At 67.3% G+C, this 13,879-nt stretch carries 16 protein-coding genes; 6 read left to right on the top strand and 10 right to left on the bottom strand.

Annotated elements, in window-relative coordinates:
- Positions 1-11: 11 nt before the first annotated feature.
- The 4 genes from aac(6') to QE360_RS04650 all read right to left on the bottom strand — a co-directional run bounded on the left by aac(6') (position 12) and on the right by QE360_RS04650 (position 3,294).
- Positions 12-425, bottom strand: coding sequence for an aminoglycoside 6'-N-acetyltransferase (aac(6'), locus tag QE360_RS04665; RefSeq protein ID WP_405052667.1), 414 nt, complete (start codon positions 423-425; stop codon positions 12-14).
- The gene (gene hisD, locus QE360_RS04660; RefSeq protein WP_309699668.1) at positions 425-1,720 is read right to left on the bottom strand and encodes a histidinol dehydrogenase; all 1,296 of its coding nucleotides are present in this window, start codon (positions 1,718-1,720) and stop codon (positions 425-427) included. Before hisD ends, aac(6') begins: the two co-directional genes overlap by 1 nt.
- Positions 1,717-2,379, bottom strand: coding sequence for an ATP phosphoribosyltransferase (gene hisG, locus QE360_RS04655; RefSeq protein WP_261271083.1), 663 nt, complete (start codon positions 2,377-2,379; stop codon positions 1,717-1,719). The genes hisD and hisG overlap by 4 nt, the downstream gene beginning before the upstream one ends.
- Positions 2,380-2,565: 186 nt before the next feature.
- The gene (locus QE360_RS04650) at positions 2,566-3,294 is read right to left on the bottom strand and encodes a murein L,D-transpeptidase catalytic domain family protein (RefSeq protein ID WP_309691769.1); all 729 of its coding nucleotides are present in this window, start codon (positions 3,292-3,294) and stop codon (positions 2,566-2,568) included.
- A 198-nt stretch (positions 3,295-3,492) separates the two neighbouring features.
- Here QE360_RS04650 and QE360_RS04645 point away from each other — a divergent pair, with 198 nt between their 5' ends.
- Entirely contained in the window at positions 3,493-4,095 is a 603-nt protein-coding gene (locus QE360_RS04645; protein ID WP_309699666.1) for a L,D-transpeptidase family protein, read from the top strand.
- Between the two features lie 100 nt (positions 4,096-4,195).
- On the opposite strand, the gene QE360_RS04640 is transcribed toward QE360_RS04645, so the two are convergent.
- Complete coding sequence (locus tag QE360_RS04640) at positions 4,196-4,825, bottom strand: HAD family phosphatase (RefSeq protein ID WP_309699664.1); 630 nt, start codon at positions 4,823-4,825, stop codon at positions 4,196-4,198.
- 39 nt (positions 4,826-4,864) lie between these two features.
- A complete protein-coding gene (gene ykgO, locus QE360_RS04635; RefSeq protein ID WP_003046794.1) occupies positions 4,865-4,990 on the bottom strand; it encodes a type B 50S ribosomal protein L36 in 126 nt (41 codons plus the stop codon).
- Between the two features lie 187 nt (positions 4,991-5,177).
- Between ykgO and QE360_RS04630 the strand changes: the two genes are divergently transcribed.
- Together QE360_RS04630 and QE360_RS04625 are read left to right on the top strand one after the other, a co-directional pair.
- Positions 5,178-5,795, top strand: coding sequence for a DUF4136 domain-containing protein (locus QE360_RS04630; protein ID WP_307102305.1), 618 nt, complete (start codon positions 5,178-5,180; stop codon positions 5,793-5,795).
- 4 nt (positions 5,796-5,799) lie between these two features.
- Positions 5,800-6,906 (top strand): M14-type cytosolic carboxypeptidase, encoded by a 1,107-nt coding sequence (locus QE360_RS04625; protein ID WP_309699662.1) that lies wholly within the window; start codon positions 5,800-5,802, stop codon positions 6,904-6,906.
- Positions 6,907-7,040: 134 nt separating this feature from the next.
- Here QE360_RS04625 and pgmG read toward each other — a convergent pair whose 3' ends face one another.
- From pgmG to QE360_RS04610, 3 genes are read right to left on the bottom strand one after another with little or no spacing between them, the layout of a single operon-like run.
- Complete coding sequence (pgmG, locus tag QE360_RS04620; RefSeq protein WP_309699660.1) at positions 7,041-8,414, bottom strand: phosphoglucomutase/phosphomannomutase PgmG; 1,374 nt, start codon at positions 8,412-8,414, stop codon at positions 7,041-7,043.
- Positions 8,407-8,676, bottom strand: a complete 270-nt coding sequence (locus QE360_RS04615; protein ID WP_309699658.1) for a DnaJ domain-containing protein — start codon at positions 8,674-8,676, stop codon at positions 8,407-8,409. Before QE360_RS04615 ends, pgmG begins: the two co-directional genes overlap by 8 nt.
- Before the next feature lie 22 nt (positions 8,677-8,698).
- On the bottom strand, positions 8,699-9,526 hold the full coding sequence (locus QE360_RS04610) for a division plane positioning ATPase MipZ (protein ID WP_307102313.1): 828 nt from the start codon (positions 9,524-9,526) through the stop codon (positions 8,699-8,701).
- 75 nt (positions 9,527-9,601) lie between these two features.
- Here QE360_RS04610 and panC point away from each other — a divergent pair, with 75 nt between their 5' ends.
- From panC to QE360_RS04595, 3 genes are all read left to right on the top strand, one after another.
- Entirely contained in the window at positions 9,602-10,444 is an 843-nt protein-coding gene (panC, locus tag QE360_RS04605) for a pantoate--beta-alanine ligase (protein ID WP_309699655.1), read from the top strand.
- A 76-nt stretch (positions 10,445-10,520) separates the two neighbouring features.
- On the top strand, positions 10,521-10,823 hold the full coding sequence (locus QE360_RS04600; RefSeq protein ID WP_309691788.1) for a hypothetical protein: 303 nt from the start codon (positions 10,521-10,523) through the stop codon (positions 10,821-10,823).
- A 57-nt stretch (positions 10,824-10,880) separates the two neighbouring features.
- Positions 10,881-11,129 carry a hypothetical protein gene (locus QE360_RS04595; protein ID WP_309699652.1) on the top strand — a complete coding sequence of 83 codons (249 nt, stop codon included), beginning with the start codon at positions 10,881-10,883 and terminating at the stop codon, positions 11,127-11,129.
- A 127-nt stretch (positions 11,130-11,256) separates the two neighbouring features.
- Here QE360_RS04595 and topA read toward each other — a convergent pair whose 3' ends face one another.
- Positions 11,257-13,848, bottom strand: coding sequence for a type I DNA topoisomerase (gene topA / locus QE360_RS04590; protein ID WP_309699650.1), 2,592 nt, complete (start codon positions 13,846-13,848; stop codon positions 11,257-11,259).
- Between the last annotated feature and the right edge of the window lie 31 nt (positions 13,849-13,879).

The following is a 13,879-nucleotide window of genomic DNA, read 5'->3' as shown; positions in this document are numbered from 1 at the left end:
GGCCGAAACCCTCACAATTCCCGACGGAAATAGACCACCCGCTCGGTCTCGACGAACCCCAACGCGCGGTGCATCGCATGCGAGTCGGTATTGGCCAGCTCGGCGTCCGACGCGAACTCGGCACAATCCTGCGCCCGGCCCCAATCCGCCACCGCCGCGACCAGCGCCCCGGCCACCCCTTGGCGGCGATGGCCCGGATCGACATACAGCCCTTCGAGAAAAAGCACCGGCGAGCCGTCGCAGCCATTGACGTAATCGCGCCGCACCGCCGCCTCGGCAAAGCCGATCACCCGGCCGTCCAGCAGCGCGACGAAATTGCCGTCACCCTCGGGCAAATCCGCCGGATCGCCCGCCTCGTCGCCCCAGAGCGCCGCCCGCAACGCCAGCCATCCTTCCCGATGCTCTGGCGCGGCGGGCGTGACGATCACCGGTTGAGCCGCAACCGCAGCGCCACCGACTTGGCGTGCGCCGGAAGCCCCTCGGCATGCGCCAGCGCCACCGTCGCGGGGCCGAGTTCCGCCAGCGCAGTCTCGGTCAGGCCCAGGAAGCTGGTCCGCTTCATGAAGTCGAGCACCGACAGCCCGCTGGCGAAGCGCGCGCGGCGTCCCGTGGGCAGGACATGGTTCGGCCCGGCGACATAATCGCCGATCGCTTCGGGGGTATGGCGGCCCAGGAACACCGAGCCCGCATGGCGCAGCCGGTCAAACAGGGCCTGTGGATCGTCCACCGCCAGTTCCAGATGCTCGGGCGCGAGCCGGTCGACCAGCGGCATCGCGGCCTCCAGCGAATCGACCACGATGATCGCGCCATTCGCATCCCAGGCGGTGCGCGCGACGCTGGCGGTCGCCAGTTCGGGAATCTGCCGGTCGACGGCTTCGGCCACGCGGGTCGCGAAGTCGGCATCGTCGGTGAACAGGATCGACTGGGTGACGGTGTCGTGCTCGGCCTGGCTCAGCAGGTCGGCGGCGATCCAGTCGGGATCGTTCTTGCCGTCGGCCACCACCACGATCTCGGAAGGCCCCGCGACCATGTCGATGCCGACCATGCCGTACACCTGGCGCTTGGCCTCCGCGACCCAGGCATTGCCGGGCCCGGTGACGACATCGACCCGCTGGATGCGGCCCGCACCATAAGCCAGCGCGCCCACGGCCTGTGCGCCGCCGACCCGCCATACCTCGTCCACGCCCGCCAGATGCGCGGCGGCGAGGACGAGATGGTTGATCTCGCCCTTCGGGGTCGGCGTGACCATCACCAGCCGCTCGACGCCTGCCACCTTGGCGGGAATCGCGTTCATCAGCAGCGAGGAGGGATAGGCCGCGCGGCCGCCGGGGACATAGATCCCGGCCGCGTCCACCGCCGTCCAGCGCGCGCCCAGACGAACCCCTTGCGCATCGACATAGTCGGTGTCGGTCGGCTTCTGCTTTTCGTGATAGGCCCGGATGCGCGCGGCAGCGAGGTCGAGCGCGGCGCGCAGTTCGGGCTCCAGCGCGTCATAGGCGGCGCGACAGTCGGTCGGTTCGATCCGCCAGCCCGTTTCGCTCAGGTCATGGCCGTCAAACTGCTTGGTGAAGGCTGCCACCGCCGCCTCGCCATCGTCGCGGACCGCACGCAGGATCACCTGCACGTCGCGCGCGACATCGGCATCGCTCTCGCGCCGGGCGTCGACCAGTTCGTCGAACGCGGCGGCAAAGCCCGATTCTTGCGTGTTCAGCCGGATCATGCCGCTTCCCTCTCGGCCACCGCGCGGCGGAACGCCTCGACCAGCGGCACCACGGCGCTGCGCGTCTTCATCGCGGCGCGGTTGACGACCAGCCGCGAGGTGACCTCCTCGATCACCTCCACCTCGACCAGCCCGTTTTCCTTCAGCGTGCGGCCCGACGACACCAGATCGACGATGCGCGGCGCCAGGCCCAGCGTCGGGGCCAGCTCCATCGCGCCGTTCAGCTTGACGCACTCGGCCTGCACGCCCCGCGCGGCGAAGTGGCGGCTGGTGATATGCGGATATTTGGTTGCGACGCGGACATGACTCCATCCGCGCGGATCGTCGCCCTCGGCCATCGCGACGGGCTCGGCGACCGAGATGCGGCAATGGCCGATCTTCAGGTCGACGGGCGCGTACAGCTCGGAATAGCCGAATTCGGACAGCACGTCCGATCCGACGATGCCCAGCTGTGCCGCGCCATGCGCGACGAAGGTGGCGACGTCGAAGGCGCGGACGCGGATCAGCTCGATGCCGGGGACATCGGTCGCGAAGCGCAGCGCGCGGCTGTCCTTGTCGGTGAAGGCCGGTTCGGGCCGGATGCCGGCGGCGGCGAGCAGCGGCAGCGCCTCGGCCAGGATGCGTCCCTTGGGGACGGCGATGATGAGCGGCTGGACCATGAGGATCGGGGGCTTAACCCCCGCCATCGGGGATCGCAATGTCGTTTCCCTTCCTCCCCTGCAAGGGGAGGTGGCATCGCGTCGGCGATGACGGAGGGGTGTCACCCTGTCGAGAACGCCCCTGCCCCTCCACCACCGCTTCGCGGCGGTCCCCCCTCCCCAAGCAAAGATTGGGGAGGTTTGGATTTACACCTTCGCGGCGTAGATCATCCGGCCGGGGCCGAGATTGGCGAACACCCGGTCCAGGTCGCTTTCGCCGACCGCGAAGCAACCCTGGCTGCGGCCCAGCATCCCATGGGTGCGGATCATGTCGCGATTGGCGTACCAGGCCGAATGGATCACGATCGCGCGGCCCAGCGCATTGTCGTTGGTCGGGTCCAGCCCGACGAGACGCTGCGACCGGCCATGCTTGCCGACATAATAATCGTCGGTCAGGAAGGCGCCCTCGCTGCTGGCGTTCGAGTTGAACGCATTCGAGAAGCGCTGGAGATAGCCGCTGTGCGACGGGTCCGACCCGCTGCCGTGCGAGACGAGCAGCGACTGGCTCTTGCCGCTGACCAGATCGATCAGGTGGAGGCGCGGTTCGGACGAGCCGACCGCGAAGTCGACGATCGCCATCCGGTCGCGCTGGCCGATCCGTCCGTTATGCCGTTGCAGCGAGGCCATCGCCGCGCGCAGCAGTTCCGGACGCACCACCCGCGACGAGGCCAGGATCGGCTGGGCCGGGATCGGATCGGGCGCACCGGGCAGCGTGGGATGTTTCGGAACCGGCGGCTGGCGAAGAGGGCGGAGATCCCCCGCGGTCAGGCGACCCCGGGCCGTTGCCGCACCCGGAACCGCGAGCGCCCCGGCCAACACCAGCGCGTTCTTCAACAGCGCGCGCCGACCCGGCGCAGCGTCCAGATTTTCGAGCATTATGATCCTTCAAACCCCAGAATTCCCGCGACTCCTAGATAGCAGGGAAGGGGCCGTTTTTCTGCCCTTCCCCCTATCGGTTGATCGCTTGGTTCCATCGATTCGGCGAAAGTTCCGGCTCAGCGTAAAAAATTTCGCTCGGCACCAAATGTGGCTTGACGTGTTTAAGAAATTATGAACTCGCCAAGGAAAAGGGATATGAAGGCTTTCGCTTTTGCCGCCCTGCTCGGGGTGACCACTCTGGGTTTCGCCGCACCCGCTTTTGCCGAAGAGGGGCCTGCCACCGCCACCATCGCCCAGGCCGCCGCCGCGCTGGCGCCCAACCGATTCGTCTGGGCCGATCCGCAAATGGCGGCGGTCGATCCGGTCATCCAGCCGGTGACGGTCGTCGTCAGCCTGCCGATGCAGCGCGCCTATGTCTATCGTGGCGATACGATGATCGCGGCGGCTTCGGTGTCGACGGGCAAGGACGGCAAGGACACGCCGGTCGGCATCTTCCCGATCCTGCAGAAGCGCGAGATGCATCGCAGCAATCTCTACAATTCGGCGCCTATGCCGTTCATGCAGCGGCTGACCTGGGACGGCGTGGCGCTGCACGCAGGCAACAATCCCGGATTTCCGGATTCGCATGGCTGCATCCGGCTGCCCAGCGCTTTCGCCAAGAAGCTGTTTTCGATCACCACGGTCGGGACCAATGTGATCGTCACCGACCAGATGGTCGGGGATCATCTGGATCCGGCGCTGCTGGATACCGAGGCGAGCCAGGCCAATCAGGCGCAGCTGGCGTCGCTGGCGCGGTGAGGTCGGGGCGTGGCCTTCGACTACGCTCAGGCTGAACGGAGTTTGCTCCCGCGCTCCGTTCACGCTGAGCGAAGTCGAAGCGCACGGGCTGGCCGTGCGGCTAGGCCACCAACCCCAGTTCCCGAAGCTGCGGCCGAAGCGTCGCCTCGTCGGTGAAATGCAGCGCATGGATTCCCATCGCCGCCGCCGCATCGATATTGGCGCGGTTGTCGTCGATGAACACCGCCTGCCCCGGCTCCAGCCCGAACCGGGCGAGCGCGATGGCGTAGATGGCGGGGTCGGGCTTCACTAGCTTCTCGTCGCCCGACACCACGATGGCGCGGAAGCGATCGAACAACGCCGCCTCGCGCGCCCGGAAGGGCGGCCAGAATTCATGGCTGAAGTTCGTGATCGCGAACAGCGGCACGCCCGCCGAATCGAGTTCGGCGACCAGTTCGTGCATCCCCGGTATCGGATCGCCGATGCTCTCGCCGAAGCGCGGGCCCCAGGCGGCGATCAGGTCGCGATGCTGCGGGTATAGCGCGATCAGCTCCGCCGAGGTGTCGGCGAAGTCGCGGCCCGCATCATGCTGGAAATGCCATTCGGTCGTGACGACATCGCGGACAAATGCATCGAGCGCCCGATCGTCCGCGATCAGGCGCCGATACAGGATCCGGGGATCCCAGTCGTAGAGTACGCGACCGACGTCGAAGATGACGGCGGTCGGCCGATCGGAACGGGCCGCGGACACGCCGCCAGCCTCGTCCTGTTCGATCAGCCCCAAGAGCGATTAGCCCTGGCGCGCCTTGAAACGACGGTTGGTCTTGTTGATGACATAGGTGCGGCCGCGACGGCGGATCACGCGGTTGTCCCGGTGGCGATCCTTGAGCGACTTCAGGGAATTGCGGATCTTCATGATCGATTCGCTTCTTTTGAACTGGAGGGTGATCTGGAAAGCGTCGCCGCCTAGTGGCAAAGGGCGGCCAAGTCAAGGTTGGGGCATGACATGGCGGTCATCCGCCACGCGGCCTCTTCCGCCGCTGGATCAACCCCCATATGTCATGCGTTGCCCATCCGTAACATCTTCAAGGTGCCCCCCACTCATGAAAGCCCGCTCGCTCCTGATCCTCGCGGCCGCCGCCGGAACGCTGGCCGCCTGTTCCACCACGGGTGGGCGCCTGCCGCCGACCGAGGTGATTCGCTATCACCTGGGCGAGCCGATCGCGCGCGGGACCGTCCGGGTCGAGCCGCTGTCGAACACCGGCCCGGCCAGCATCGAGTTCAAGACCTATGCCGCCGCGGTCGAAACCGCGCTGCTGCGCAACGGCTATACGCTGCCCCAGGGCGATGCGCAGCCCGACTATATCGCGACCGTGGCCTTCACCCGCGCCAACCGGCTGGGCCCGCCGCGCCCGTCGCCCTTCTCGATCGGCCTGGGCGGCGGCAGCTTCTCGGGCGGTCGTGGCGGCGGCGTCGGGCTGGGCGGGGGCGTCAGCTTCCCGATCGGCAAGAGCCGTCCGCAGGAGATCATCGGCACCGAGCTGTCGGTCCAGATCAAGCGCCGCGCCGACCAGTCGCCGATCTGGGAAGGCAGCGCGCGCAACATCGCCCCGATCGAGGCGGTGGCGAAGGTCGATGCCCAGGCTCAGGCCGCCAAGCTGGCCGATGCGCTGTTCACCAAATTCCCCGGCGAGTCGGGCCGCACCATCGAGGTGAAGTAAGGCGATGACGCTGACCATCAACGCCGCCTTCGACGGCGGTAATATCCGCCTTGTCGGGATCGAGGGCGACCGGGTCGACCTGGAGATCGTGAACGACCGGGATTCGGACTTCTACCAGTGGTTCTATTTCCGGGCCGGTGGGGTGAAGGGGCGCACGCTGACCTTCCGGATCCTGAACGGCGCAGGCTCGGCCTTTGCCGATGGCTGGCCGGGCTATCATGTCCGGGCCTCGACCGACCGGCAGGACTGGCGCATGACCCCGACCCGCTATGCCGACGGGGTGATCGAGTGGCAGTGGACCGGCGGGTCGGACCTGGTCTGGTTCGCCTATTTCGAGCCCTATACGATGGAGCGCCACCACGACCTGGTCGCGCGGATCGCCGGGCGCGGCGTCCATCACGAAGAGATCGGCCAGACGCTCGACGGCCAGCCGATCGACTATTTCCGCCTCGGTTCGGGTGCGAAGCAGGTGTGGCTCTATGCCCGCCAGCATCCGGGCGAATCGATGGCCGAATGGTGGATGGAAGGCGCGCTCGACTGGCTGACCAGTCCGGCGGCGGAGTCGCTGCTGGCGGCGGCGACCGTGCATGTCGTGCCCAACATGAATCCGGACGGCACGCGGCGCGGGCATCTGCGCACCAATGCGGTGGGGGTGAACCTCAACCGCGAATGGCACGCGCCCAGCCCCGAGCGCAGCCCCGAAGTGCTGTGCGTGCGCGACCGCATGGACCGGACCGGCGTCGACTTCGCGATCGACGTCCATGGCGACGAGGCGATTCCGGCGAACTTCATCGCCGGGTTCGAGGGGATTCCCAGCTGGACCGAGGAGCATGGCGCCAAATTCTATGAATTCGGTCGCCGCCTGGCTGCGCACACCCCCGATTTCCAGACCCAGATGGGCTATGAAAAGGCGAGCGCGGGCAATGCCAACCTCGCCATGTCCACCAACCAGCTCGCCGAGCGGTTCGGCGCGGTGTCGGTGACGCTGGAAATGCCGTTCAAGGACCATGATCCCAATCCCGACGCAGTCCATGGCTGGTCGGGCGAGCGGTCGGCGAAGCTGGGCGTGTCGTGCCTGGAAGTGCTGTCGGAGATGATCGGGGACATCTGATCCGGGAGTGGGGGGACGCTCCGGGAAAGGGCGTCCCTTGGCCTTCGACTTCGCTCCGGCCGAACGGAGCGACGGACGTTCCGATTTCCCGAACCTCCGTTCAGCCTGAGCGAAGTCGAAGGCCACGCCCGGCGCTACCGCCGCACCCCCTCCATCGCGAGGTAATGGTCCAGCTCCGCCAGCACCCGCTCCAGCCCCGCCGCATCCCCGGCCTCGGCCCGCACGGTCAGCGCGGCTTGCGTGTTGGACGCTCGCAACAGCCACCAGCCATCCGCCGTCCGCACCCGGACGCCATCCGTGTCGTTGACCTGGGCCCCGTCACGGACCAGCGCCGCCGCCACCCGGTCGACGATCGCGAACTTGTCCGATTCGGATATGACGATCCGCGTTTCGGGAATATCGACCATTACGGGCATCGCCCCGCGCAGCTCGGTCATCGAGCGGCCTGCCAGATGCGCCGCGCGGATCAGGCGGATCGCGGCATAATGCGCATCGTCGAAGCCGTACCATTCGCCCGCGAAGAACATATGGCCCGACATCTCGCCGCCCAGCGGCGCGTCGGTTTCGGCCATCTTGGTCTTCATCAGGCTGTGCCCGGTCTTCCACATCACCGGCTGGCCGCCCAGCGTCGTGATATGGTCGAACAGCGCCTGGCTGGCCTTCACGTCCGCGACGATCGGCGCGCCGGGATGCTCGGCGAGTGCGGGCCCGGCCAGCAGCATCAGGATCTGGTCGCCCCAGATCACGCGGCCCAGCCCGTCGATCGCGCCGATCCGGTCGCCGTCGCCGTCGAAAGCGAATCCGAAGTCGAGCGACTTCTCGGTCACGAGTCGCTTCAGCGCGTCTAGGTTGCTCTCGACCGTCGGATCGGGGTGATGATGCGGGAAATGACCGTCCACATCGGTGAACAGCGTGTGATGCTCACCCGGCAGGCGCTGGACCAGCTTCTCGATGACCGGGCCCGCCGCGCCGCTGCCGCAGTCCCAGCCGATGCGATAGGCACCCCCGGCATAGCCCGCCATCAGCCGGTCGACATAGGTGTCGAGAATGGCGTGCTCGCTCACCCGCCCCTGGCCTATGGTCCAGTCGCGCGTCCGCGCCATCCGCGCCAGGTCCTGCACGTCTTCGCCGAAAAACGGGCGGTGGTGCAGCACCATCTTGAAGCCATTGTCGTCGCGGGGATTGTGGCTGCCCGTTACCTGTACGGCGCCGTCCACCCCTAGGGTCGCCTCGGCGAAATAGACCATCGGGGTGGGGCCCAGTCCCAGCCGGACGACATCGACGCCGCTTTCGCACAGCCCCTCGACCAGCGCGGCCTCGAGTGCGGGCGAGCTGAGCCGGCCGTCGCGCCCGACCGCGACGCGGGAACCGCCCGCCCGCCGCACCCGGCTGGCAAAGCCGCGCCCGACCGCATAGGCGGCGGCTTCGTCCAGCGTCTCGGGCACGGTGCCGCGCACGTCATATTCGCGGCACGCGCTGGGATGGATCGCGGCGGCGCGTTCAGCCACCACGCCGGTCCAGCAACAGGTCGCGCGCGGCGTTCACCCGCCGCGCGAGTTCGGCCGATCCGCCGCGATCGGGATGGACCTGGCTCACCAGCCGTCGATGTGCCTGGCGAATCGCGTCGGCATCGGCATGCGGCGGCAGGTCGAGGATCGCCAGCGCCTCCGCCTCGTCACGCGGCAGGCGGGGCGTGCGCGCCGCTCTGGCGGGGCGGGGCATGTAGCGCCACACCAGCCAGATCACCGCCAGCGCGATCAGCCATTTCACGCCGTCCGCATCCCGTATCCGATCATGCGGCCGCGTCGGTTTCGGTCGTGCCGCCCAGCGCGGAACCGTCCTCGCCCGGCTCGGGCAGCTGGAGCGCGGCCATCATCTCGCGCAGTTCCTGCCGCGCGGCGACATGGCCCAGCCCCATCGCGCCGAATTCCTTGGAGTCGATCATGGTCAGGCCGTTGGGGAACATCTCGCGATAGATGACCCGCTCGCCCAGCCCCGGAATGATCCGGAAGCCGACCCGGCGCGACAGCTGGGTCAGCGCGTCCGACACGCGGCGCATGTTGCGCGCCTCGATATGCTGAAGCCGGTTGCGCAGCACGACCCAGTCGATGGTGGTGCCGTCGGCCCGCGCCCGCTGCTTGCGCGCGTCCCAGATCAGCTCGGAATAGAAGCTGGGGCGCGTGACCTGGAAACTCTCCGGATCGACCTGGCCGATCAGGTCGAAATCGACGAAGCTGTCGTTCATCGGCGTGACCAGCGTGTTGGACAAGGCCGCCGCCGTCCGCGCGAAATGGTCGTCGCGGCCCGGCGTGTCGACGATCAGGAAGTCGGCATCCTGCGACAGGCCGAACCACAGCTCCTCGAACCCCTCCTCGGTCTGGGTGGTGTGGGTCGCATGGACCGGCATGGGCAGGGCATGGCCGGTGCGCCGGATCGTCTCGGCGCGATTCTCCAGATACCGGCCGACAGTGCGCTGACGATGATCCAGATCAAGACAGGCGACTCGGGCCCCCTTGGCGGCCAAAGCGATGGCGACATGGACCGCCGTCGTCGATTTGCCAGTGCCACCTTTTTCATTGGCAAAAACAATTACGTGGGTTGAAGATAGCCGCTCCGGCAACTCGTCGCTTCCTTATTGATCCCCGTTGCCACCCTTCATAGAAGCCCTCGGCGTGGGGAACGAGGGGTAAAATCAGTGGAAGTCATTCGGGATCGCGAAGCGCTGGCCGCGACGCTCGGCACGTTGCGGGCCGAGGGGGCGCGCGTGGCGTTCGTGCCGACCATGGGCGCGCTCCATGCCGGGCATATCGCGCTGATCGAGGCGGCGAAGCGGCCGGGAACCAAGGTGGTCGCGTCGATCTTCGTCAATCCCCGGCAATTCGGCGCGGGCGAGGATCTGGGCCGCTATCCCCGGCGCGAGGCGTCAGACCTGCGCATGCTGACCGAGGCGGGATGCGATGCCGTCTGGATGCCCAGCGTCGAGGCAATGTACCCGGAGGGGCATGCGACCACGATCCATGTCGCGGGCGTCAGCGAGGGCTTTGACGGCGAGGCGCGTCCCGGCCATTTCGACGGCGTCGCCACCGTCGTCGCCAAGCTGTTCAACCAGGTCCGCCCCGACGCCGCCTATTTCGGCGAAAAGGATTTCCAGCAGCTGGCGGTGATCCGCCGCATGGTCGCCGATCTCGACTTCCCCATCGATATCGTCGGCGTGCCGACCCAGCGCGACGATGACGGTTTGGCGCTGTCGTCGCGCAACATCTATCTCGACGAGGAACAGCGGGCCAAGGCGGTGGCGCTGCCCCGCGCGCTGGGCGTCGCGGCACGGGCGATCGGGCGGGGCGAGGAGGTGGCGACGGTGCTGGCCGATGCCCGCGCCACGCTGACCGCCGCCGGGTTCGAGGTGGACTATGTCGCCCTGGCCGATGCCGAGACGCTGGCCCCCGATCCCGCCGCCGACCGCCCCCGCCGCCTGCTCGCGGCGGCACGCATGGGTTCGACCAGACTGATCGATAATATCGCTATCACACTCGGTTAATGAGTTAACCAATTTGTGACCGTTATGGCCATAGAACCATGCTCGTGGACACGGTGTCCGCAAGAGGGGCATGGATATGGCCAATAGCAGCAAATCCGCGCAGTTCCTGATGGAAAGCCGGATCGCCGACCAGATGGCGACCGACGGCGCGGCGATGTACGATCTGGGCGTCGCCTTTTCGACCGGCTCGGGCGGCACCCGCCTGGACCTGATCGAAGCGCACAAATGGTTCAACCTGGCGGCGGTCGCGGGCTTCCTGCCCGCGCAGATCGCACGGTCCGAAGTGGCCGAAGACATGACCGCGCGCGAAATCGCCGAAGCGCAGCGCCAGGCCCGCGCCATGCTCTACGGCCATCTCCCGCAGATGCGTGCGGCTTGAGGTCCTGACACCCCGCCGATAGATGGCCCTGATCGTTTTCGATTGGGGGGGGGGGCGATGGACGACAAGAGTGACGGCCAGGTGACCCTCAGTCTTGGGCGCGTCGCCGTTCATGTCGGGGTCGCGACATTGGTGGGCATGTCGGTCACGATCATGCTGGAGCGATACGGCCATTTACCGCACTGGATGGTGGTCAATAACGCAAGAGGCAGGTCGTTCGTCTGGCTGATCGGGCTGTTGCTCGGTTCTCTCGCATGGCGAATGCTGAACAAGGTGTTCCCGGTGCAGGGGAAAGGCGGAGCGTAGAGGCCGCCATGTCCGCGACATGAGGGATTCGGGATCGCAGGGGCGGTGACGGCTCCGTCATCGGCCGACGGGAATGATCGACGAGGCTTAATCCCCGCCGACCATTTACGCCGTCATGCAATCGCGATCAGTCCGCCGCCTTTTTCGCAGCCGTCTTTTTGGGCGCGGCCTTTTTGGCCGGGGCCTTCTTCTCCGTCGCGGATTTGGCCGCCGTCTTGGCAGGCGCCTTCTTGGCTGCGGCCTTCTTCGCCGGTTTCTTGCGGGCCGGAGCCGCCGCCGCCCGCGCGTCGATCAGCTGCGCGGCTTCCTCCAACGTCAGCTGGTCCTTGTCGACCGTCTTGGGGATGGTCGCGTTCGTCTCGCCATCCGTGACATAGGGGCCATAGCGCCCCTCCATCAGCTTGATCTCCGCCTCGGTGCGCGGATGCTTGCCCAGCACCTTGAGCGGTTCGCGCGACGCCGTGCCGCGCGCGGCACGCCCGCCGCCCGCCGCCGCCTCGGCCAGTTTGACCACGGCGGCGTTCATGCCCGTTTCGAACACTTCGGCGGTCGAGGTCAGGCGGGCATATTTGCCGCTATGCGCCAGATAGGGGCCATAGCGCCCGATCGACGCGGTGATCGGCTCGCCCGTCTCGGGATGGTTGCCGATGGTGCGCGGCAGGCTGAGCAGCTTGAGCGCCCATTCCAGGTCGAGATCGACATCCTTGGGGATGGAGGCGCGCTTGGCGTCCTTGCCCTCGCCGAGCTGGATATAGGGGCCGAAGCGCCCCGACTTGCGCTCGACCGGCAGCCCGGTTTCGGGGTCCTGTCCCAGCGTTTCCGGCCCCGTATCCTCACCCGCGCCCTCGCCCCCCTGCGCGAAGCGGCGGGTATATTTGCACTCGGGATAGTTGGAGCAGGCGATGAACGCGCCGAACCGGCCGCCGCGCAGCGCCAGCCTGCCCTCGCCGCAATTGGGGCAGAGGCGCGGGTCCGAGCCATCGGCCTTTTCGGGGAAGAGATAGGGCGCCAGGAACTGGTCCAGCTCGGCGGTGATCGCCGAGGGTTGCTGTTCCATGACTTCGGACGTGCGCGGCTTGAAGTCGCGCCAGAAGGCGTCGAGCACCGCCTGCCACTGGGCGCGGCCACCGGATACGTCGTCCAGCTCCTCTTCCAGCTCGGCGGTATAGTCGTAACCGACATATTTCTCGAAGAAGCGTTCGAGGAACGCCGTCACCAGCCGCCCGCTCTCCTCGGCGAAGAAGCGGTTCTTCTCGACGCGGACATAGGCGCGGTCCTTCAGCGTCTTGATGATCGACGCATAGGTGGACGGCCGCCCGATGCCGAGTTCCTCCATCCGCTTGACCAGCGACGCCTCGGAGAAGCGCGGCGGCGGCTGGGTGAAGTGCTGTTCGGCCTTCACCTCCTTCTTGGCGGGCGCATCGCCCTCGCGCAGGCGGGGGAGGCGGCGCGCCTCCTCGTCCTGGCTGTCGTCCTGGCCTTCCTCATAGAGCGCCAGATAGCCGGGGAAGAGCACGACCTGGCCGGTCGCGCGCAGCACATGGCGGCCGGTGCCGTCGGCCATGTCGATGGTGGTCCGCTCCATCCGCGCCGAGGCCATCTGGCTTGCCAGCGCGCGCTTCCAGATCAGGTCGTAGAGGCGGCCATGATCGCCCGAACCGGCACGATCGCGCGAGAAGTCGGTCGGGCGGATCGCCTCGTGCGCTTCCTGGGCGTTCTTCGCCTTGGACTGATAGACGCGCGGCTTGTCGGGGACATAGGAGGCGTCATAGCGATCGGCCACGGCTTTCCGCGCCGCCGAGATGGCCGACCCGTCCATCTGGACGCCGTCGGTACGCATATAGGTGATCGCGCCGTCCTCATAGAGTTGCTGCGCGATCCGCATGGTGTGATCGGCCGAGAAGCCCAGCTTGCGCGCGGCCTCCTGTTGCAGCGTGGAGGTGGTGAAGGGCGGCGGCGGGTTGCGCGTCGCGGGCTTGGTCTCGACCGACTGGACCTGGAAACGGGCCGCCTCGACATCCGCCTTGGCGCGGGTCGCGTCGCCTTCATTGCCGATCGACAGGCGGTCGAGCTTCTTGCCCTCCCACTGGACCAGCCGCGCGACGAAGGGCGTGCCGTCCTGCTCCATATCGGCCGTCACCGACCAATATTCCTGGGGCTTGAACGCCTCGATCTCGCGCTCGCGCCCGACGATCAGGCGCAGCGCCACCGACTGCACGCGCCCCGCCGACTTGGCGCCGGGCAGCTTGCGCCACAGCACCGGCGACAGCGTGAAGCCGACCAGATAGTCGAGCGCGCGGCGCGCCCGGTACGCGTCGATCAGGTCGGTATCCAGCTCGCGCGGGTTCTGCATCGCGTGCAGGATGGCGGGCTTGGTGATCGCGTTGAAGGTCACCCGCTCGACCTTGTCGGGCAGCGCCTTGCGGTTCTTCAGCACTTCCTGGACATGCCACGAAATCGCCTCGCCCTCGCGATCAGGGTCGGTGGCCAGGATCAGGCGGTCGGCCTTCTTGGCCTCGTCGGCGATCGCCTTAAGCTGGCGCGCCTTGTCCGCGTAATTCTCCCACTCCATCGCGAAATTCTGGTCGGGATCGACCGAGCCGTCCTTGGGCGGCAGATCGCGGACGTGACCATAGCTCGCCAGGACGCGGTAGTCCGAACCCAGATATTTCTCGATGGTCTTCGCCTTGGCGGGCGATTCGACGATGACAAGCTGCATGAGTGGTGAAACGCGTCCCTTATGTGCGTAC

Origin of the sequence: Sphingomonas sp. SORGH_AS_0789 (assembly GCF_031453055.1) — a bacterium.
Lineage (GTDB): Bacteria > Pseudomonadota > Alphaproteobacteria > Sphingomonadales > Sphingomonadaceae > Sphingomonas.
This window is presented reverse-complemented; position numbering and strand designations above follow the sequence as displayed.